Source organism: Bdellovibrio sp. SBM16 (assembly GCF_056175625.1).
In genome coordinates this window covers 259,167-280,908 of record NZ_JBJKJG010000001.1, presented here as the reverse complement: position 1 = coordinate 280,908, position 21,742 = coordinate 259,167, and the positions used below count along the sequence as shown (strand labels likewise).

At 41.6% G+C, this 21,742-nt stretch carries 22 protein-coding genes; 5 read left to right on the top strand and 17 right to left on the bottom strand.

Features of this window, described 5'->3' with window-relative positions; all coding sequences use genetic code 11:
• Nucleotides 1-6: 6 nt before the first annotated feature.
• From rpmC to rpoB, 15 genes are all read right to left on the bottom strand, one after another.
• Entirely contained in the window at nucleotides 7-198 is a 192-nt protein-coding gene (gene rpmC / locus AC04MM_RS01275) for a 50S ribosomal protein L29 (protein ID WP_409477897.1), read from the bottom strand.
• 2 nt (nucleotides 199-200) lie between these two features.
• Entirely contained in the window at nucleotides 201-608 is a 408-nt protein-coding gene (gene rplP / locus AC04MM_RS01270; RefSeq protein ID WP_475378498.1) for a 50S ribosomal protein L16, read from the bottom strand.
• Entirely contained in the window at nucleotides 595-1,260 is a 666-nt protein-coding gene (gene rpsC, locus AC04MM_RS01265; protein WP_475378497.1) for a 30S ribosomal protein S3, read from the bottom strand. The genes rplP and rpsC overlap by 14 nt, the downstream gene beginning before the upstream one ends.
• 2 nt (nucleotides 1,261-1,262) lie before the next feature.
• Entirely contained in the window at nucleotides 1,263-1,595 is a 333-nt protein-coding gene (gene rplV, locus AC04MM_RS01260) for a 50S ribosomal protein L22 (protein WP_475378496.1), read from the bottom strand.
• A gap of 10 nt (nucleotides 1,596-1,605) precedes the next feature.
• Entirely contained in the window at nucleotides 1,606-1,896 is a 291-nt protein-coding gene (rpsS, locus tag AC04MM_RS01255; RefSeq protein ID WP_475378495.1) for a 30S ribosomal protein S19, read from the bottom strand.
• A gap of 11 nt (nucleotides 1,897-1,907) precedes the next feature.
• The gene (gene rplB, locus AC04MM_RS01250; protein ID WP_475378494.1) at nucleotides 1,908-2,726 is read right to left on the bottom strand and encodes a 50S ribosomal protein L2; all 819 of its coding nucleotides are present in this window, start codon (nucleotides 2,724-2,726) and stop codon (nucleotides 1,908-1,910) included.
• Nucleotides 2,727-2,728: 2 nt separating this feature from the next.
• Nucleotides 2,729-3,007 carry a 50S ribosomal protein L23 gene (locus tag AC04MM_RS01245; protein ID WP_475378493.1) on the bottom strand — a complete coding sequence of 93 codons (279 nt, stop codon included), beginning with the start codon at nucleotides 3,005-3,007 and terminating at the stop codon, nucleotides 2,729-2,731.
• Nucleotides 3,008-3,021: 14 nt separating this feature from the next.
• Nucleotides 3,022-3,645, bottom strand: a complete 624-nt coding sequence (rplD, locus tag AC04MM_RS01240; RefSeq protein WP_475378492.1) for a 50S ribosomal protein L4 — start codon at nucleotides 3,643-3,645, stop codon at nucleotides 3,022-3,024.
• 2 nt (nucleotides 3,646-3,647) lie between these two features.
• Complete coding sequence (gene rplC / locus AC04MM_RS01235; protein ID WP_475378491.1) at nucleotides 3,648-4,298, bottom strand: 50S ribosomal protein L3; 651 nt, start codon at nucleotides 4,296-4,298, stop codon at nucleotides 3,648-3,650.
• 12 nt (nucleotides 4,299-4,310) lie between these two features.
• Nucleotides 4,311-4,628, bottom strand: coding sequence for a 30S ribosomal protein S10 (rpsJ, locus tag AC04MM_RS01230; RefSeq protein ID WP_409477906.1), 318 nt, complete (start codon nucleotides 4,626-4,628; stop codon nucleotides 4,311-4,313).
• A 237-nt stretch (nucleotides 4,629-4,865) separates the two neighbouring features.
• Complete coding sequence (gene fusA / locus AC04MM_RS01225; RefSeq protein ID WP_475378490.1) at nucleotides 4,866-6,962, bottom strand: elongation factor G; 2,097 nt, start codon at nucleotides 6,960-6,962, stop codon at nucleotides 4,866-4,868.
• Between the two features lie 289 nt (nucleotides 6,963-7,251).
• Entirely contained in the window at nucleotides 7,252-7,725 is a 474-nt protein-coding gene (gene rpsG, locus AC04MM_RS01220) for a 30S ribosomal protein S7 (RefSeq protein WP_475378489.1), read from the bottom strand.
• 27 nt (nucleotides 7,726-7,752) lie between these two features.
• Nucleotides 7,753-8,127 carry a 30S ribosomal protein S12 gene (gene rpsL, locus AC04MM_RS01215; RefSeq protein ID WP_409477909.1) on the bottom strand — a complete coding sequence of 125 codons (375 nt, stop codon included), beginning with the start codon at nucleotides 8,125-8,127 and terminating at the stop codon, nucleotides 7,753-7,755.
• 246 nt (nucleotides 8,128-8,373) lie between these two features.
• On the bottom strand, nucleotides 8,374-12,480 hold the full coding sequence (gene rpoC / locus AC04MM_RS01210) for a DNA-directed RNA polymerase subunit beta' (RefSeq protein WP_475378488.1): 4,107 nt from the start codon (nucleotides 12,478-12,480) through the stop codon (nucleotides 8,374-8,376).
• A 22-nt stretch (nucleotides 12,481-12,502) separates the two neighbouring features.
• The gene (gene rpoB, locus AC04MM_RS01205; protein ID WP_475378487.1) at nucleotides 12,503-16,678 is read right to left on the bottom strand and encodes a DNA-directed RNA polymerase subunit beta; all 4,176 of its coding nucleotides are present in this window, start codon (nucleotides 16,676-16,678) and stop codon (nucleotides 12,503-12,505) included.
• A gap of 318 nt (nucleotides 16,679-16,996) precedes the next feature.
• On the opposite strand from rpoB, the gene AC04MM_RS01200 reads away from it, so the two are divergent.
• The 5 genes from AC04MM_RS01200 to AC04MM_RS01180 are packed head-to-tail and all read left to right on the top strand — an operon-like array spanning nucleotide 16,997 to nucleotide 20,369.
• Nucleotides 16,997-17,548, top strand: a complete 552-nt coding sequence (locus AC04MM_RS01200) for a GbsR/MarR family transcriptional regulator (protein WP_475378486.1) — start codon at nucleotides 16,997-16,999, stop codon at nucleotides 17,546-17,548.
• 3 nt (nucleotides 17,549-17,551) lie between these two features.
• On the top strand, nucleotides 17,552-18,811 hold the full coding sequence (locus tag AC04MM_RS01195) for a DASH family cryptochrome (protein WP_475378485.1): 1,260 nt from the start codon (nucleotides 17,552-17,554) through the stop codon (nucleotides 18,809-18,811).
• Nucleotides 18,801-19,160, top strand: a complete 360-nt coding sequence (locus tag AC04MM_RS01190; RefSeq protein WP_475378484.1) for a DUF3253 domain-containing protein — start codon at nucleotides 18,801-18,803, stop codon at nucleotides 19,158-19,160. Before AC04MM_RS01195 ends, AC04MM_RS01190 begins: the two co-directional genes overlap by 11 nt.
• Nucleotides 19,161-19,172: 12 nt before the next feature.
• Nucleotides 19,173-19,610, top strand: coding sequence for an OsmC family protein (locus AC04MM_RS01185; RefSeq protein WP_475378483.1), 438 nt, complete (start codon nucleotides 19,173-19,175; stop codon nucleotides 19,608-19,610).
• Nucleotides 19,611-19,619: 9 nt separating this feature from the next.
• Nucleotides 19,620-20,369, top strand: a complete 750-nt coding sequence (locus AC04MM_RS01180) for a hypothetical protein (RefSeq protein ID WP_475378482.1) — start codon at nucleotides 19,620-19,622, stop codon at nucleotides 20,367-20,369.
• Here AC04MM_RS01180 and AC04MM_RS01175 read toward each other — a convergent pair.
• Together AC04MM_RS01175 and AC04MM_RS01170 are read right to left on the bottom strand one after the other, a co-directional pair.
• Nucleotides 20,278-21,252: an NAD(P)-binding protein gene (locus AC04MM_RS01175; RefSeq protein WP_475378481.1), complete on the bottom strand. Its 975-nt coding sequence runs from the start codon at nucleotides 21,250-21,252 to the stop codon at nucleotides 20,278-20,280. The genes AC04MM_RS01180 and AC04MM_RS01175 overlap by 92 nt on opposite strands.
• Nucleotides 21,236-21,742, bottom strand: coding sequence for a GbsR/MarR family transcriptional regulator (locus tag AC04MM_RS01170; RefSeq protein ID WP_475378480.1), 507 nt, complete (start codon nucleotides 21,740-21,742; stop codon nucleotides 21,236-21,238). The genes AC04MM_RS01175 and AC04MM_RS01170 overlap by 17 nt, the downstream gene beginning before the upstream one ends.

Genomic DNA, 21,742 nt, shown 5'->3' with positions numbered 1-21,742 from the left:
TTTTACCTACCTTACGCTTTTCTTAACAATTGCTGTATTAATTTGAGCAATGTTTTTTCTAACTACTCTGATCTGAACTGGGTTTGCCAATTGACCTAGAGAGTTTTTCATTTTCATTTCAAACAATTGAGACGTTAAGTCTTGTTTTTGTTTGATTAATTCTTTTAACGATTTGTTTTCGATATCTGCGAATTTCATAATTACGCTCTCTCTAAAAATTTAGTTTTGAAAGGTAACTTGTGAGCCGCTCTTAAAAACGCCTCTTGAGCTTGTTCCTTAGTTACACCGTTCATTTCGAATAAGATGCGACCAGGTAAAACTTTAGATACCCAAAACTCAGGATTACCTTTACCGCTACCCATACGAGTCTCAGCAGGTTTTTTAGTTACTGGAAGATCTGGGAACACGCGGATCCAGATTTTACCACCACGTTTAATAGTACGCGCGATCGCAATACGACCCGCTTCTAATTGACGTGCAGTTAACATACCTGATTCAGTTGCTTGTAAACCGAAATCACCAAAGTCTAGAGTTGAGCCACGAGTAGCTAAGCCTCTAGAGCGGCCGATGAATTGCTTTCTCCATTTAACACGTTTAGGACTTAACACGATTTACCTCCTGAACCTGAGCAGCAGAAAGGATGTCACCTTTGTAGATCCATACTTTCATACCGATAATGCCGTACGCAGTTAATGCTTCTGCAGTTCCGTAGTCGATATCAGCACGTAATGTGTGAAGAGGAACTGACTTTTCGTTATACCATTCAGAACGTGCGATCTCCGCACCGTCTAAACGACCTGATACACGGATCTTGATACCACGCACGCCGCCTTTGATAGCTGCTGCGATTGATTTTTTAAGAGCACGTCTCCAAGAGATACGTTTCTCTAATTGCATTGCGATTGATTCCGCAACTAATTGAGCTTCTGTATCTGGTTTACGAACTTCTTGAATGCTTAAGAAAACTTCGTTCTTTGTTAATTTTTGAACGTCAGCTTTTAAAGTATCAATGCCTGTACCTTTTTTACCGATAACTACACCTGGACGAGCTGTGTGGATAATAAGTTTAACTTTATTAGCCGCGCGCTCGATTTCGATTTTAGCAACACCAGCGTGTTTTAGCTTCGTTTTTAAGTATTTTCTTAATTTAATGTCTTCGTGGATATTTTCGTAGTACGTGTTTCCTTTAGCGTACCAACGAGAATCCCAAGATCTAATAACACCAACTCTTAATCCAATTGGATGAACCTTTTGTCCCATTATTATTTCTCTCCCAATACTACGTTGATGTGGCTTAATTTTTTACGAACACCAAAAGCACGACCTTGCGCTCTTGGACGGAAACGTTTTAACACTGGACCGCCGTCTACTGTGATTTTTTTAACCACTAGCTTATCAACTGCCATAGTTTTTTTGTAATCCGCATTCGCAACTGCTGATTCGATTAATTTTTTGATCAATACAGCAGTTTTCTTGTTCATAACTGTCAAAACTTTAAGAGCTTCGTCAACTGACTTGCCGCGAACGACATCAGCAACTAAGCGAGCTTTCTGAGCTCCAACTCTTGCATATTTTAAAGATGCTTTAGCTTCCATATCTCAATTCCTACTTCTTCGCTGGAGCTGCTGGAGCAGCTTTTTTCTCAGCGTGACCTGCGAAAGTTCTAGTTGGCGCAAATTCGCCAAGTTTATGACCAATCATGTTTTCTGAAACGTATACTGGAACAAACTTTCTGCCGTTATGTACAGCAAAAGTCAATCCAACGTACTCAGGGAAGATCGTAGAACGTCTAGACCATGTTTTAATTACTTTCTTGTCATTTTTTTGGATAGCAGTCTCAGCTTTTTTAGCTAAGTGCAAATCGATAAAAGGACCTTTTTTTACTGAACGTGCCATTATCCTACTCCCTACTTACGACGTTTAATGATTGATGAATCAGTACGTTTGTTATGACGTGTTTTGTAACCTTTACAAGGCACGCCCCAAGGTGTAACTGGGTGATGACCTTTACCCACACCTTCACCACCACCCAATGGATGGTCTACTGGATTCATAGCCATACCGCGCACTGTAGGTCTGATACCTCTCCAACGAGAGCGACCGGCTTTACCAAGTTTGATGTTTTCGTTATCAGTGTTACCAACTTGGCCGATTGAAGCCTTACAAGTTGATAAAATTTGTTTTAATTCGCCAGACGGTAAACGTACTTGGCAGTATTTATCGCCTTTACCAGCTAAAGTTGCAGAAGCACCTGCGCCACGGCAAATTTGGCCCCCCTTGCCTGGACGTAATTCAACATTGTGAATCACAGTACCAACTGGGATAGCAGAAACTGTTAAGCAGTTACCTGGTTTAATATCGGCTTTATCGCTCGATTGAACAGTGTCACCTACATTTAAGCCCACTGGAGCTAAGATGTAAGCTTTCTCACCGTCAGCGTAAGAGATTAGAGCGATACGGCAAGTTCTGTTTGGATCGTACTCGATCGCAACAACTTTAGCTGGAACTTCTAATTTAGTACGTTTGAAATCGATTAAACGATATTTACGTTTGTGTGCGCCACCTACGTGACGAACAGTGATCATACCCGTGTTATTACGAGCAGATTTTTTCTTAAGAGAAACTGTTAATGATTTCTCTGGAGTAGTTTTCGTGATTTCAGAGAAATCAAATCCAACCATTCCGCGGCTTGCATGTGATCTAGATCCAAATACTTTTAAACCCATGATTATGCTCCCTCAAATAATGAAATTTTTTGGCCCGGAGCTAGCTGGATGTAAGCTTTCTTCCATTTTTTCGGTACTGTAAGACCGAATTTAGAATAGCGCATATCATCGCGGCAAACTGCCGTACGGATTTTTTGAACTTTAACGTTAAAACCAGTCTCAACTTCTTTTTTGATTTGTTCTTTTGTAGAAGTTAAATCAACTTGGAACACGTATGTTCCAGCTTCTGCTAAAACTGTATTTTTCTCTGTGATTAGTGGAGATTTTAAATGTTGTTTCATACTTTATACTCCGATTATTCCGCAGAACATCTTTCGATGATTTTAGCTACCGAATCTTTAGTGATAACTGCGTAGTCGTATTTTAATAAGTCGAATACATTTAAGCCCTCTACTGGAGAGTATTTGTAATCAACTAAGTTTTTAGCTGCGCGGCTGAATTTTGCATCTGCTGCTTTATCAACTAAAACTGCTTTTTTAACGCCGAAAGTTTGTAAACGTTTATTTAATTCGTTTGTTTTACCTTCAGAAGCCATTGAATCTACAACTGTTAATTTGCCTTCTTTAAATAAGTGAGAAAGAGCCATTTTAAGAGCTACTTTGCGCATTTTTTTAGGAAGAACATAACCATATGAACGAGGTTGTGGACCGAACATAGTACCACCGCCTGGCATTAATGGAGAACGCGTAGAACCTTGACGTGCGTTACCAGTACCTTTTTGTTTGAATGGCTTTTTACCACCACCGCTCACAAGACCTTTTGTTTTAGTCATGTGGGTACCTTGACGACGGCAAGCTAATTGCCATTTTACAACTGTGTGTAATACGTCTTTTTTTACTTCAACTTCGAAAGTGTCCGCTTGTAATTCAAGTGAACCAACTTTTTCTTTTTTCCAATTAAGTACATTAACTGTAGCCATGACTATTGCTCCTTAACCAGTTTCACAAGAGTATTTTTGCTGCCTGGAACTGGTCCTTTAACAAGAACAACACCGTCTTGCGCGTTGATCTCAACGATTTGAACGTTACGTACAGTAACAGTCTCATCACCTAAGTGACCTGGAAATTTCTTACCTGGCATAACACGGCCTGGCCATGTTCTGTTACCAGATGAACCCGGTCTTCTGTGGAATTTAGAACCGTGAGTAGCAGGACCACCCGCGAAGCTCCAACGTCTTACAGAACCTTGGAAACCTTTACCTTTAGATTTCGCAGTTAATTTAACGAAATCACCTTGAGCTAAGCTCTCGATAGAGATTGAATCACCAAGTTTTACATCTGCTGGTAAGTCTTGACGGATTTCTTTAACGAAACGAGCGCCAGTTTCAAAGCCTGCACCTTTTAAGTGACCAACTTCTGCTTTAGAAGAGTTTTTAGCTTTTTTAGGAACTGAAGCGATTTGAACAGCTGTGTAGCCATCTTTTTCGTTAGTTTTGATTTGAGAAACTTTCCAAGTTTCGTAACGTAGAACCGTTACTGGAATAGCTTCACCTTTGTCGTTATAGATTGTAGCCATACCTTCTTTGAAAGCATAGATACCGTTTAATTTTAAACCTTGAGTAGTTTCAGACATTTTCTATTCCTCCTACTCAGCTGATAATTTAATTTCAACGTCAACACCCGCTGAAAGATCTAATTTCATTAATTGATCGATCGTTTGTTGAGTTGGTTCTAGAATGTCTAACATTCTTTTGTGTGTTCTTACTTCGAATTGCTCACGAGATTTTTTATCTACGTGCGGAGAACGTAAAACAGTGAATCTGTTAATACGTGTAGGAAGTGGGATTGGTCCCGCAACCTTAGCTCCAGTACGACGAGCAGTATCCACGATTTCTTTTGTCGATTGATCAAGTAATTTATGATCAAAGGCTTTTAGCCTAATTCTAATCTTCTGACTTTGCATTTTTTCTACCTCTTTCGCCCGTCAAAACCATTCTCCGCTGTGAGCTGGGTTAGCCCGAATTCAGCCCCGAATAAGACTGAAAATAGCGCGGTGGTTTCCGTAGCTAAAATAAACCGAAGCGAAAATATCTAACAATCGACGATTAGAGTCAACAGGAAATAAATTGTTTTTTCAGAGGGGATTTCGAGGGGTTAAGCCAGCCTCAAACCGGGTGGTTTGAGGCTAAAAAACAACGGCCTAACGACCCAGTTTAGTTAATATTTCGGCCTTCACTTTCGCCGGAACCGGCGAGTAATTCTGGAAGTTCATGCTGAAAAAAGCACGTCCTTGAGACAAGCTGCGCACATCTGTGGCATAACCGAACAGCTGCGCCAAGGGCACTTCGGCTGCCACAACCTGCCCACCTGACGGTTTTGCCGTCATATTATGGATTTTACCGCGTCTAGAGTTAATATCGCTCACAATATTGCCTACAAATTCATCAGGGCAATTAACTTCTAGTTTAAACATCGGCTCCAGCAGGACCTGATCCGCGGCTTTGACTAAATCACGGAAAGCCAGCGATGCCGCTGCCTTACAGACGATTTCGTCGGTCGACTGAGGGTTACCGGTCAATGATGTAATTGTTACCTTAAGACCCACCATAGCATAACTGGCGATAGGCCCGACTTCGACCGCCTCTTTAAGACCATTAAGAGCCGCCGTGATCCAGTTAGGCTGGACTTCTTTTGATGGCTGAACAAGTGACGTGATTTTATTGCCTTCAGAAGGGTTGATCGCTTCGACTTTCAGGCTGATTTTGGCAAATTTTTCTTCGCCGCCCAAGAGACGCTCGAAAGTATAATCAATTTTAGATTCGCCAGTGATCGTTTCACGGTAGGCCACCTGCGGATTACCCACATTGGCAGAAATTTTATATTCGCGAAGCAAACGATCAATCAGAATATCTAAATGCAGCTCGCCCATTCCCGAAAGCAAGGTCTGCCCTGTTTCCGGGTCTTGGCGCAGGCGGCACGATGGATCTTCTTTTTCCAACCGCTGAAGACCTTCCATCATTTTATCTTGTTCAGCCGAAGATTTTGCTTCGACCACAACTGAAATTACCGGCTCTGGGAAAGTGATAGACTCAAATACAACCTGGCGAGATGAATCACACAGAGTATCCCCTGTGGTTGTGAATTTTAATCCGATAACCGCGCCGATATCACCAGCTTTGATCTCAGACACTTCTTCGCGCGCATTCGCATGCATTTTTACGATTTTTTGCACGCGTTCTTTTTTTTCCGTACGAGGGTTTAAAACCTGATCCCCAACTTTTAACGTTCCGGAGTAAACGCGGATATAAGTTAACGATCCCGCAAACGGGTCATTCGCTAATTTAAAAGCTAAAGCCGCAGAAGGTTCGTCGAATTTAACATGACATTCAACGGTCATGTTCTCTTTGATAGGATTCATTCCTACAGTAGGTGGAAGGTCCAATGGAGAGGGCAAATAATCATTCACACCATCAAGAATCTGCTGAATACCTTTATTTTTAAAAGCCGCTCCACAATACACCGGAAATATTTTTAAGCTGATAACACCTTTTCTAAGGGCCGCTTTTAGCTCTTCAGCCGAAGGCACTTCACCGTTTAAGTACTTTTCGATTAAAGCATCATCTAATTCGCAGATCTGTTCGATTGTTTTTGCTCGTTCTGCTTCAAACTGTTCTTTCATATTTGCAGGAATATCTACAGTTTGAAAATCATGCGGGTTTCCAGGGTTCCAAGTATAAGCTTTTGATTCAATTAGATCACAAACTCCTGAAAAATTCTCTTCTGCGCCGATTGGAATTTGCACTTTAACCGGATTAGCTTCTAACTTTTCTTTGATCGACTGCACGCACATTTCAAAATCGGCACCGGTGCGATCCATTTTGTTCACAAAACAAATTCTTGGAACTTTATGTTTATTCGCTTGTCTCCACACCGTTTCAGACTGTGGTTCAACACCCGATACCGCATCGTAAACCGCGATCGCGCCGTCTAACACACGAAGTGAACGCTCAACTTCGATTGTGAAGTCAACGTGGCCCGGAGTATCGATAATATTAATGCGGTGGTTTTTCCATGACGTGGTTGTCGCCGCAGAGGTGATCGTGATTCCGCGCTCTTGCTCTTGCGGCATCCAGTCCATGGTAGCTGCACCATCATGAACTTCTCCGATTTTATGACTCTTACCCGTGTAGAATAAAATACGTTCTGTAGTAGTAGTTTTGCCGGCATCGATGTGAGCCATGATACCGATATTACGAGTAAATTTTAAGTCAGCTTCTGTTTTAATAACCATGTTCATATGGGATTTAACCTAATCGTTTTTGGGAAAATCTTCAAACCTTAAACGCAGACCTGCCATCCGTGGACATCAAGGAATCTGTCCTCGAGCACCTGCTTCTCTCGCTCATCGTGAGCGAGAGACCTTAAAAATTAACCCTCAATCTGACGGCCACGATGGCCGGCAGAAAGGCGTACTCACGGACGGTCGCGCCATGCGCACCTATCACTGCTGTAATTACCCAAAAACGAAAAAACCCCGAGTATTTCTACTCAGGGTTTCAAATTTAACAAAATTTTGTAACTGAAGATTACCAGTTGTAGTGAGCGAAAGCTTTGTTCGACTCAGCCATTTTGTGTACGTCTTCACGTTTTTTGATAGAGTTACCACGGTTGTTGTAAGCATCTAAGATTTCGCCAGCTAAACGCTTAGAAAAATCTTTTTCACCACGAGCACGTGAGTAATCAACCATCCAGCGCATAGCTAAAGCTAAACGACGAGATGGACGAACATCAACTGGAACCTGGTAAGTAGCTCCGCCCACGCGACGTGAACGAACTTCAATTGATGGTTTAACATTTTCAATCGCTTTTTTAAGGATTGTTAATGAATCTTCACCTTGAACTTTACCTTCTAATTCAGCTAAAGCTCCGTAAAATAATTTTTGCGCAGTCGATTTTTGACCACGTAACATGATTTTATTGATGAATTTAGCGATAACTAAATCTTTGTGAACTGGATCTGGGATAATTTCTCTTTTAAATGTACGACTTCTACGAGACATGACTGTTATTTCCTTCTAATGCTCAGATTATTTTTTAGGTTTTTTAGCACCGTATTTAGAACGGCTACGTAAACGACCATTAACGCCTTGTAAATCTAATGTTCCACGAACGATGTGGTAACGAACACCCGGTAAGTCCTTAACACGACCACCACGGATCATAACAACGCTATGCTCTTGTAGATTGTGACCGATACCTGGGATGTAAGAGATTACTTCAAAGCCATTAGAAAGACGAACTTTAGCTACTTTACGTAAAGCTGAGTTTGGCTTCTTTGGAGTTGTTGTATAAACGCGTGTACAAACGCCACGACGTTGAGGGCAACCAGCTAAAGCTGGTGACTTAGTTTGGTTCTTTTGAACTGTACGCTCTTTTTTAATGAGCTGATTAATTGTAGGCACTATTTACTCCTCTTAATTAGGTATCTAGCCTTATACATTCCAGGATATTTATAGCAACCCTGGTTCGCTATGGATTTGAAACGGGCCATTACCCGTTATTTCGACTTTTGGTCGAAGAACAAGATTTGTACCCTGCAAAGAACCCCTTCGTCAAGCAGGGCAAGCCTTTTACCCAATAAAAAAAGGACCTTTTCAGGTCCTTTTTTGTTCAGGCCCTGTTTTATGGGGCCCTATATTTGAGGCAGATTAACCGCCAAAAGGCAATGCTGCTGAGTCCATGTCCTCATCTTCAGCCACAACCACTTTCCATTTTTTGTATGCCGTTAAGCCTGTACCAGCAGGGATCAGACGACCCATGATGATATTTTCTTTTAAGCCACGTAAATGGTCAGTTTTTGAGTTGATAGCTGCTTCCGTAAGAACTTTAGTCGTCTCTTGGAACGAAGCTGCTGAAATCCACGATTCAGTGCTTAATGATACTTTCGTAATACCTAATAATAGAGGTTTAAATGTAGCAATTTGGCCACCCTCTTTAGATACGCGATCATTTTCTTCAAGCATCGTCGTTCTTTCAGTTTGCTCACCAGCTAAGAAGCGAGTGTCACCGCCATCAACGATTTCAACTTTACGTAACATCTGGCGTACGATCACTTCGATGTGCTTATCATTGATACCCACACCTTGTAAGCGGTAAACTTCTTGGACTTCATTTACTAAGTAAGCTGATAATGCTTTCGGACCTAATACCGCTAATAAATCATGCGGATTTGTTGGACCGTCAACTAACGCTTCACCGGCTCTTACGAACTCACCTTCACGAACGGCAACGTGTTTACCTTTTGGAATTAGGTATTCAGTTTGCTCGCCCACTTCAGGGGTAACGATTACACGTTGTTTACCTTTTACGTCTTTACCGAAAGTTACGAAACCATCGATTTCAGCGATGATCGCCGCATCTTTAGGTTTACGTGCTTCGAATAATTCAGCAACGCGCGGAAGACCGCCCGTGATATCTTTCGTTTTTGAAGTTTCACGGTGAAGTTTTGCGATCACATCACCGGCATGAACATCTTGACCGTCAGCGATCAATAATTGTGCGCCTACTGGAATCATGTAACGAGCTGGGATGTCACGACCTGGAAGGTTCATAACTTTACCAGATGCATCTGTCATAAATACAGTTGGTTTAGTGTCAGAAGATTTTGATTCGGTAATAACTTTCGTAGCGAAACCAGTCACTGGATCCACTTGCTCAGTCATTGTTTTACCTTCAGTGATATCCTGGAATTGTGCCTTAGCAGACACTTCCGAGATGATTGGATTCGAATACGGATCCCACTCAGCGATTGCATTACCTTTAGTAACTTTATCGCCATCTTTGAAGTTTAACGTCGTACCGTAAACTAGTTTAAAGTTTTCACGCTCACGACCAGTTTCATCGATCACTAAAGCGTTACCGTTACGATTTAAAACTGTTAATTTACCAGCTTTATTCACAACAGACTGAACGTTTTGTAATTTTAAAGTACCGTCAAAACGAGTTGTATGAACTGATTGCTCAACCGCACGAGACGCCGCACCACCTAAGTGGAACGTACGCATTGTTAACTGAGTACCAGGCTCACCGATAGATTGAGCTGCGATAATACCTACTGTCTCACCTAAGTTCACAGTAGCACCACGAGCTAGGTCACGGCCGTAACACTTAACACAAACGCCACGACGCGCTTCACATGTTAATGCAGAACGGATGTTCACTTTCTCGATACCTACTTCTTCGATCTTTTTAACAGCCATTTCGTCCATTTCACCGTTGGCTTTTACGATAACAGTGTTTGTTGTTGGATCGATAATGTCGTTGATTGTCGTACGACCTAAAATACGATCGCCGATACCTTGAATGATTTCACCCGCTTCGTATACCGGAGTGATTTCTAAACCTTCTTTAGTACCGCAGTCGATTTCAGAAACAACGACGTCTTGAGCAACGTCAACTAAACGACGTGTTAAGTAACCAGAGTTCGCTGTTTTTAAGGCTGTATCGGCAAGACCTTTACGCGCACCGTGAGTAGAGATGAAGTATTGTAATACTGTTAAACCTTCACGGAAGTTGGCTGTAATTGGAGTCTCGATGATTTCGCCCGATGGTTTAGCCATAAGACCACGCATCGCACCTAACTGACGTAACTGATTGAAGGAACCACGGGCTCCGGAATCGGCCATGATGTAGATAGGATTGAATGAAGGACCTGTAACTTCTTTGCCATCAACGATGAATTTTTGTTTTTCGATCTGACCCATCATCTCTTTAGCGACTTTATCTGAAGTTTGAGCCCAGATATCCACAACTTTATTGTAGCGCTCACCGTCGGTAATTAAACCTTCGTCGTACTGTTGTTGGATTTCTGTAACTTGTTTTTCAGCATCAGCTAACATCGGAGCTTTTTGTTCTGGGATTAACATGTCATCCACAGAGATCGAAAGACCCGCTACAGTTGAGTATTTGAAACCTAACTGCATGATTTGGTCAGCTAAGATACAAGTTGCTTTCGCACCAGCCAAACGGAAAGTCGTATCGATCAAAGAAGCGATAGATTTTTTCGACATGGCTGTATTGATAGTCGCAAAAGGAACTTCTTTAGGTACGACGTCTGAAAGGATCGCCCGACCTACAGTTGTTTCTTCAACTTTACCTTTAATTTTTACTTTACAAGCAGCTTGGATCTCGATGATTCCAGTTTCGTAAGCGTATAAAGCCTCTTGAACTGACGCGAATGATTTACCAGCACCTTTTGCACCCGGACGAGAACGAGTCATCCAGTAAAGACCTAAGACAACGTCCTGAGAAGGATTGATGATAGGTTTACCGTTGGCAGGAGATAAGATGTTGTTTGTCGACATCATTAATACGCGGGCTTCTACTTGCGCTTCTACTGAAAGCGGAACGTGAACAGCCATTTGGTCACCGTCGAAGTCGGCATTGAACGCCGTACAAACTAACGGATGTAATTGGATCGCTTTACCTTCATGTAGAACCGGCTCGAAAGCCTGGATACCAAGTCTGTGAAGAGTCGGAGCACGGTTTAGTAATACCGGATGTTCTTTAACTACTTCAGCTAAGATATCCCATACTTCAACAGTCTCTTGATCGACTAAACGCTTAGCTTGTTTGATCGTTGTCGCTAAGCCTTTTTCTTCTAATTTGTTGTAAACGAACGGCTTGAATAACTCTAAAGCCATTTTCTTAGGTAGACCACATTGGTGTAACTTAAGAGTAGGTCCTACCGTGATCACCGAACGACCAGAGTAGTCCACACGTTTACCTAATAAGTTTTGACGGAAACGACCTTGTTTACCTTTAAGCATGTCAGATAAAGATTTAAGAGGACGTTTGTTTGGACCAGTAAATGTTTTACCGCGACGACCGTTATCTAATAACGCATCAACCGCTTCTTGTAACATACGTTTTTCATTGCGGATGATAATGTCTGGAGCGTTTAACTCTTGTAAACGTTTAAGACGGTTATTACGGTTGATTACACGACGGTATAAATCATTTAGATCTGAAGTCGCGAAACGGCCACCATCAAGTGGTACTAACGGACGTAAATCCGGTGGTAACACAGGAAGCGCTTCTAACATCATCCATTCGCATTTGTTTGAAGAACCTTTGAAAGCTTCTACAACTTTTAAACGCTTAGATAATTTTTTGATACCAGCTTCAGATTTAGTTTCTTTAAGCTCGATACGTAATTTACGAGATAAGTACTCAGGATCGATTTTACGTAACATTTCACGAACTGCTTCACCGCCCATGCCGGCTTTGAAGTTAGGGCCGAATTCATTAAGAGCTGCATTGTATGCATCTTCATTTAAAACAGCGCCCTCTTCTAAAGTCGTCTCCATTGGATCAACAACGATGTAAGACTCACAGTAAAGAACCTTTTCTACATCTTTTAAAGATAAGTTAAGTAAGTTACCGATACGTGAAGGTAAAGAACGTAAGAACCAGATGTGAGCAACAGGAGTTGCTAATTCGATGTGACCTAAGCGCTCACGACGAACTTTAGTTTGTGTAACTTCAACACCACACTTCTCACAGATTACTCCGCGGTATTTCATACGTTTGTATTTACCGCATAAGCATTCGTAATCTTTGATTGGTCCGAAAATCTTAGCACAGAATAAACCGTCACGTTCAGGTTTGAACGTACGGTAGTTGATAGTTTCTGGCTTTTTAACTTCGCCGAATGACCAGTCACGGATCATTTCTGGAGAAGCTAAAGAGATACGAACTGCATCAAACGAAAGTGGATCTTTTGGTTTATCGAAAAAATTTAATAAATCTCTCATGTTATATTCCTACTTTCCTAAATTAGTGTTGAACCGGTGCTTGTTCTTCTGTTGATTCAGAAGGAAGTTCGTCTTCTTTGTCTGTCAGAATATCTGACTCAACTAACTCAACGTTTAGAGCTAACGATTGTAACTCTTTAATCAATACGTTGAATGACTCAGGAAGACCTGGTTCAAGGATATTTTCACCGCGTACGATAGATTCATACATACGAGTTCTACCTGCTACGTCATCTGACTTAACAGTTAAGAATTCTTGTAATGAGTATGCCGCACCGTAAGCTTCGATTGCCCAAACTTCCATTTCCCCTAAACGCTGACCACCGAATTGTGCTTTACCGCCCAGTGGCTGCTGAGAAACTAACGAGTAAGGTCCAATAGAACGAGCATGGATCTTTTCTTCAACTAAGTGGTGAAGTTTTAACATGTACATGATGCCCACAGTTACTTGGTTCGCAAAAGGCTCACCCGTACGACCATCAAATAGGATTGATTGTGTCGAAGGCAACTGAGCTTTTTTCAATAAGCTACGTACGTCTTGCTCAGAAGCACCGTCGAATACCGGAGTACCAACGTGGATACCATTTTTAAGCGCAACGGCCATTTTCTTTAATGACTCGTCGTCAGATTTTTGAACTTTGGCAGTGATTTCAGCATCATCAAAGATGTCAGTAATCGTATGACGAAGTTTATTCGCATCAAATTTTTCCAAGTGTTCTTCGATTTGTTTACCTAAGTTGTGCGCAGCCCAGCCCAAGTGAACCTCTAAGATCTGACCGATATTCATACGCGAAGGAACGCCCAGCGGGTTTAAAACCATATCAACTGGAGAACCATCTGCTAAGTATGGCATATCTTCTTGTGGTAATACTTTAGAAACAACACCCTTATTTCCGTGGCGGCCGGCAAACTTATCACCGACTTGTAATTTACGCTTAATAGCTACGTAAACTTTAACCATTTTGATTACGCCAGGAGGAAGTTCGTCACCTTTTTTAAGACGATCGATCTTCTCGTTGAAAACTAACTTAACTGCATCTAACTGGTTACGAGCACCGTCGATGATTTTGTTAACTTGGAATTCAACTTCTTGCTCTAGAGGGATATAGCTTAATAACTCAAATGGGATTGTTTCAAGGTCTGCATTTGTGATGTCTTGACCTTTATTTAATAACTTTTGAGTACCATCTTCATTTAATAAGATACCGGTCGTTTTTTTACCAACTACGATATCACGTAATTTTTCGATCGCGTTATTTTTGATAACGTTTTGCTCGATCGCTAAATCTTTTTCTAATTTTTTACGTTTTTCTTCGATGATTAAACCTAAACGCTCATCACGATCAGATCCTTCACGAGAATAAACCTGGGCGTCGATAACTGTACCGTAAACGCCAGATGGTGCACGTAATGATGTATCACGTACGTCGCCGGCTTTTTCACCGAAGATCGCTCTTAAAAGTTTTTCTTCAGGAGATAACTGAGTTTCACCTTTTGGAGTTACTTTACCAACTAAGATAAAGCCCGGGCGAACTTCAGCACCGATACGGATAATACCAGATGAATCCAGGTCTTTTAACGCTTCTTCACCTACGTTTGCGATATCGCGAGTGATCTCTTCTTTACCAAGCTTAGTATCACGGGCAACACACTCAAACTCTTCAATGTGAACAGAAGTGTATGTGTCATCTTGTAATAATCTTTCAGAGATTAAGATAGAATCCTCGAAGTTGTAACCCATCCACGGCGTGAACGCTACGCGGATATTTTGACCTAACGCCAGCTCACCTAACTCTGTTGATGGGCCGTCAGCGATGATGTCGCCTTTAGAAACGCGATCACCTTTTTTAACGATAGGTTTTTGGTTAAAACATGTATTTTGATTTGTACGTTGGTACTTAGTTAAGTTGTAAATATCAACGTTCGCACCAAGCTCTCCGCCTTTTGCAAGACGACGAACAACGATACGAGACGCATCTACTTCTTCAACGATACCATCATTGTTAACAACGATTGAAGTACCAGAGTCGCGAGCAACTAAGCGCTCAACGCCTGTACCTACAAGTGGTGCACGAGATTTTAATAACGGCACGGCTTGACGTTGCATGTTCGACCCCATTAACGCACGATTGGCATCATCATGCTCTAAGAACGGAATTAAAGATGCCGCAATAGAAACTAACTGTGACGGAGATACGTCTTGTAAAGTTACTTTCTCACGGTCAACAACCTCGTACTCGCCATCGCGACGTACAGTGTGGTTACCAGGAGCTAATTCTTTATTGTACTTCGGCTCTGTAGGAGCTTGAGCTTTATAATGGCCCGACTCTTCAAGAGCTGACATGTAAGTAATTTGCTCAGAAATTTTTCCGCCTTCAACTTTTTTGTACGGCGTCTCGATGAAACCGTAAGAGTTGATGCGCGCGTAAGTCGATAAAGACGCGATAAGACCGATGTTTGGTCCCTCTGGCGTTTCGATCGGACAGATACGACCGTAATGAGTGGCGTGAACGTCACGCACTTCGAAACCAGCGCGGTCACGAGTTAAACCTCCGGGGCCTAACGCTGACAAACGACGTTTGTGTGTAATTTCAGATAATGGATTTGTTTGATCCATGAATTGCGATAACTGAGACGAACCGAAGAACTCTTTAACAACAGCGTTCACAGGTTTAGCGTTAACTAAATCATGAGGCATCATTGTTTCTACGTCTTGTAATGACATACGTTCTTTGATCGCGCGCTCCATACGAACCAGACCAATTCTGTACTGATTCTCTAACAACTCACCGACTGAACGAACACGGCGATTACCTAAGTGATCGATGTCATCTACAACACCACGACCGTTTTTAAGGTCGATTAATGTTTTAACTGTAGAAAGGATATCTTTGTGAGTTAAAACGCGGAAAGATGGAGGACATTCTTCCATCGAAATACCGAACTTATGGTTGATCTTGATACGGCCTACTTCTGATAGATCGTAAGCTTCTGGATCGAAGAATAAACGTTGGAAGTAAGCTTCAGCTGCTTCCATAACCGCCGGCTCACCCGGGCGTAAACGTTTGTAGATCTCAATTAACGCTTCTTCTTTGTTGCTGACTTTATCAACTAATAAAGTGTTACGTAAAAATGGTCCAACAGTTAAACCGTCAAAGAAAATTAAGTAGAAGTTTTCGATACCGGCAGCTAATGCTTTTTTGATTAACGATACTGATAATTCAGTATTTGCATCTGCGATGATCTCACCAGTTGATTCATCGATAAGAGGCTTAGCTAAAACTTTGCCTTCTAAATCTTGCGGCTGAACCTCAACCTCTGTAAGACCTAAATCTTTTACTTTTTTAACGATAGCGCGAGTGATACGACGGCCAGCTTTTACTAAAGCTTCGCCAGTTGCAGGATCAACGATATCAGCGATAGCACGTTGACCAGACATTCTTTCGATATCTAATTTGCGGAATAAAGATTTACCTTTTACGAAAATTTCATCTAAGTCGTAGAAGTATTCTAATAACTGCTCAGTGTTCATCCCTAATGCTTTAAGAAGGATTGTAGCTGGGAATTTACGACGACGATCGATACGGACATGGATAACATCCTTTTGATCGAATTCGAAATCTAACCAAGAACCACGGTAAGGAATTACACGTGCTGAGTAGATTAATTTACCAGAAGCATTGTTTTTACCACCATCGTGGTCAAAGAAAACACCCGGAGATCTGTGTAACTGAGAAACAACTACGCGCTCAGTACCATTGATGATGAAAGAACCGTTCGCCGTCATCAAAGGAATTTCGCCTAAGTAAACTTCTTGTTCTTTTACATCACGGATTGAACGTGCTTCAGTTTCTTCATCAACATCAAACACGATTAAACGTAAAGTTACTTTCACAGGAGCTGCGAAAGTCATACCACGCTGACGGCACTCATCAACGTCGTACTTCGACGGCTCAAGAGTGTAACCAACGAATTCTAACGAAGACGTGTTATTGAAATCTGAGATAGGAAATACAGACTTGAAAACTCCATTTAAACCTTCGTTACCTCTGCGGTCAGCATCAACTTCTTTTAAAAGAAATGCTTCGTAAGATTTTTTTTGTAGTTCAATCAAGTTCGGGATTTCGATAACTTGTTTGTTTTTGGCGAATGACTTTCTAATGCGAAGATTAGATGCCGTGACGGGAGTCTTATCCATTATTTTTTTCTCCAATAGGCTTTTGAAAATTAGTTTTCGAAAAAAATTTTTAGAAAACTAAAATTGAAAATTCGCTTCGGGGGGAACTTCCAAGACCCACATTAATTCAAATTTGAACGTAAGGTTTTGAGAGTATTGAAAAACTCGACAAAAGGCAAAGAGAATTTAGGCCTATTTCTTGCTTATCCCCAGGGAAAAAGACAGCTTAATATTTAGGCATATTGTGAAAAAATAACAGACTGGAATGCTGTTTTGCATTAAGCGGTTTTAAGGAGGTCGATTGAAAAAATAGTTTAACAGTGGTTAAACTATTCTCAAATGAAAGCTAAAGATTCAGCAAATATTAAAAACGCCCCTGCCAAAACGCTCCCTCATGAGCTTTTCCTGTTCGAAGATTCAGTTGGACGCTTCATGGAGTACTGGGGATTCAAAAAAATCCATGGCCGGATCTGGAGCCATCTCTACTTATCTGCAGAGCCGCTCGACACGGAAGAACTAATGCGACGCCTAAAAGTCTCTAAAGGATTAATGAGTTTAGCGATGCGCGACCTCTTACATTACAAAGTGATCCAGCAAACTTCAACCGGCAAACACGGCACAGTCTTTTACACTGCCAACGAAGATCTGCAAAAAGTAATCTTCAACGTTCTCAAGACGCGCGAAACCAAGATGCTTCAAAACAACAAACTATTGCTCGAGAAATTAAACAAGCTTAAAGAAACTGAGCTGCAGAAGTACCAACTTAGCCATGCCAGAATAAAATCAGCCCTTAATTTGACGACCACAGCAACTGAGGTACTTCAGATGTTTCTTAGTCAGGACGAGTGTGAAGGGCCAGATATTTTTTCGGCGATTTCATTAAAGAATTAATTTATGAAAACAGGCATTTGGTTCACGAACGATTTGCGAGTCTCTGATAATAGAGCTCTACATTGGTCACTGAGCCAACTCCGCCCCGTTGTCGCCTTTTACTTTAAACAAAACGAAGCTTCACCACACAGGGCACAGTTTGTCAGTGAATCTTTGGCCGACTTATCTGATCAATTACGAGAATTAAATATTCATTTCTTCGTATTCGAAAATGCAGAAAGTGAATTATTCAAAAATTTTTTGATCTCTTACAATATCAAAACCATTGCGACCGCCGAATCTTACAATTCCCAGAAGCAAAACTGGCAAAAACATCTGGCAAAACTCTATGACTTTGTTGACTTCAGATATTTTCCAAATGAAACCTTGCTTAATCTAGACCATTTCCAGCTATCATCTGGGCTGATTCCGGATAACTTTACTGCTTTTCGCAAACTTGTAGAATCCCAGTGGAAGGTTGCCGAGATTACCGCCCCTCCTAATATTACAAACCCCAACGTCCCGCTTAAGCCGGAATATGCTGGTTTTCTCTTAAAATCTGTTCCCGCAGCAGCAGCAGCCCCATCCATTTTTAAAGGAGGAAGAGCTGCGGGACTCAAAAGACTAGAGCAGTATCTTTTTACTAGTCAAAAAATTCTCTCATACAAAGACACTCGCAATGGCATGCTCGACTTTGATGACTCATCAAAGTTTTCACCCTGGCTTTCTGTCGGTTGCCTATCGGCCAAAGAAATTTACTGGGCTGTTAAAAGATTTGAGTTTGAAGTTAAAAGCAATGAATCAACCTACTGGCTCGTTTTTGAGCTTCTCTGGCGTGATTATTTTAAATTTCTGGCTCAGAAATACCAAGACAATTTTTTTAGCATCACAGGATTATATGATGGAAACACAACCTACATAAATGAAACTGAGCCCAAAGCTTTCACAGAATGGAAGCTAGGCAAAACACCCGAACCATTTATCAACGCTAACATGATAGAGCTTCTACAAACCGGCTGGATGTCTAATCGCGGACGCCAAAACGTCGCGAATTATCTTGTTAAAATCTTGCATGTTAACTGGACGCTGGGTGCCCGTTGGTTTGCTGAACAGCTTATTGATTATGATACTGAAAACAATTGGGGTAATTGGCTTTATCAGTCTGGCCTGGGCACAGATCCACGCAACAGAGTCTTCAACCCAAAACTACAAGCCCAAATGTATGACCCCAATCAAGCCTATCAGCAGAAGTGGCTCAGCGAAGGCGGTTGCCATGGAAACTAAAAACTGCACCAAATGTGGAAGAAAAATAGAATACAGAAAAAAATGGGCAAAAAACTGGAGCGAGGTTAAATACTGCAGCGATTACTGTCGGAGCGACAAATTAAACCCCGATGATCTTTATATAGAAGAAAAAATATTACAACTCTTGTCCCAACGTGCGAAGACTTCGTCAATCTGCCCCTCTGAAGTTCTTCCTGACGAAGAAAAACAAAATAAGGATCGCATGCAACAAGTGCGTCTTGCGGCCCGCCGCTTAGTTCATAAAGGCAAAATTCTAATTACTCAAAAAAATCAAATCGTAGATCCTTCAGATTTTAAAGGTCCGATTCGTTTAAAACTCAAACCATAAAGGATAAAAAGTATGTTGTCATACCCAATGCATTTTAAAGTAAGTTCAGAATCGCAAAGCGGCATTCAAACAACCTGGCAAACAGGGGCTGCGGCTGCCGTTGAAAAAGTTAATGTTGCGATTCCCCCCGAATTTTCTGGCCCAGGCGGAGGCTTTAGCCCTGAAGACCTTTACGCCATGGCTCTTACCAACTGCTATATAGCGACCTTTAAAGTTTTTGCCGAAAAATCACGTTTAACTTTCAAAAATCTTAAAATCACATCAACACTTTCTGTCGACCGTAACGAAAAAGGACAACCCTGGATGTCTAAAATTCATCTCGACATCGAACTCAGCGAAGTTACACAAAAAGAAAACGCACAACGTCTTCTCGAGAAAACTTCACAATCTTGCATGATTTTAAACTCTGTCTTAACAGAAAAAACATTCGATTTTAGAATTACAGATTAGAATTCACCAATGATATTTTTAGGCATTGACCAAACAGGGGCTGTAGACCGGCGTGGCAGACCCAAGCCACTTCCAGCCTGTTTAATCAAAAATAATTCGGTGAGCTTATTCTATCTCGAGAGTTTTTCTGAAAAAATAGTGCTATTAAAGCCGGACTTAATCTGCATCGACTGCGTTCTCGGCTTACCTGTGACAACTCAGTTTTCTTTACGAGAAGCTCTGGCGCAAACAAAGGACTATAAAACGTTTGGCCGAGATGTGGCTCAGGCATTCTTCGCCAATCTTGGGGCCGGAAAGAAGCACACCCGTACGGTCGAAGTAACACTGAACGCGAATTCTGTTTTTACAGTTCACCCTTTTCAGAAAAATATACAAACCGGAACTTATAGGTTCTGGAAAGAAATGGCTGAATCACCAGATTGGTTCTACTTTCCCGCTTTGCCTAAAGAAAAAGTACGTAAATCTAACAGGATCCCGGTGGTTGAAGGCTACCCAAGCTACTACTGGAAGATCTTATTAAAAAAGAACCATAGAACTCCCAAAGAACTCATTAAAATTTTAAAATCTGCTTATCCAAAATTGATATTGAAAAGTTCTGATATCAAACTTTTAGAAAAAGACGAAAACCTAGCCGATGCCCTTGTGCTAGCACTGGCCGCCCGAAAATTTAAGAATGATTTGAGTCGAAAGAGCCATCCTGAAGGTTGGATTTTAGGATATTCATCGGAACGGCCAGAGCTGACCTGGCCGCATGGATGAGACTTGGACCGGAAAATCCATCGCCGAGTAAAACGATTGGTTGTCCAGGAATCTCACAATAGAGCTCTTGATGCACTGTCAATGGGTGACTGTAGCGCCACTTTTTAACTTGCGATCGAACCAGAGCGTAATCATTTTCATTTAACTTAAGCACTGTGCGCAGAAAACTCTCAAAACAGTTTTCGATCAAAAATAGAATTTCTTTATCAGGCGCATTAAAGTAATTTTCACTGAATTTAGAATTCATCACAACAGTAAAGGCCAATCCTTCACTGACCGATTTTGATTTTTGGTTAGCTATAGAAAAAATGCCGCGGCCTTCATCTTCGACATACTTGAAATCATTTAAAGCTTTATGACTGGATTCAACTCTAAATAGACCAACTAAAGCTTTAGCATAAGAAATCTGCTCTAACTCTTTTGGATAGGATATTTGGCTGGCTAGCAATAACTCACACGACTGCGGAACCGGGCAGGTTAAATACAAACGCCGGGCAAACACCGATTCTGCGCCTTCGATTGTAAGCGTCAGTACACCTTCATTATTGATCTGCACCACTTTATGATCACACATCACCTGCAGACCTGAAGACAGCTCTTTGGCGGCTTTGTTCATACCCGCTTTGGAAAAATACTTAACTGAATGTTCGGACTGAAACCATGAGCTCCAAAATCCGCTTTGAAAAAACTCTTTAAAGTCGGAAGACGAAAACTGAGCCCCGTGATCAAAAGCCGCATCGCCGTCACGTCGAGTAGCCATACGGCCTCCGACGGATTTAGCTTTATCAAGCAAAAGCACCTCATGACCGGCATTCTTAAGGCGATGTGCCAGAACCAGCCCAGAAAAGCCTGCGCCAACGATGACATTATCCCAAACTTTCATTTTCTGACCTGTTTGCCCATTGAGTGAAGTTTTTTTCATCGACCTGCGAAACAATAAACCCTGCGGCAAAATGGGCTACGCTAATCATTTGCCCCAGGTTTTTCAAACGCTGCGGATCCAAAGCAGCATCTTCTGTGGCTTCTACTTTTCCGAACTGCAACAAAGCCTTTTCTATCAGTTTTATTTCACGATTCATGAGAACATCTCGTATAACCTGAAATACATCCGGATTAGCTACGTAGCGCTTTGTTTTACCGTCTTCATTCTTAACAACTATAAGTTTATGCAGCTCCAGCTCTTTTAATGCGGGACTAACAAGAGCTTTAGAGACGCCAAGTCTTTCGGTCAGTTCGACGCCACTGAGCGGAGCAGCATTTAAATAAATTTGAGTCCAAATTTCGCCGTGAATACGACGAAAGCCCCAATAACGTATAAAATTACCGACTGCCTCAGAAAGAGCCGCCAGATGTTTCTCAGTTTGCTTTTTCAT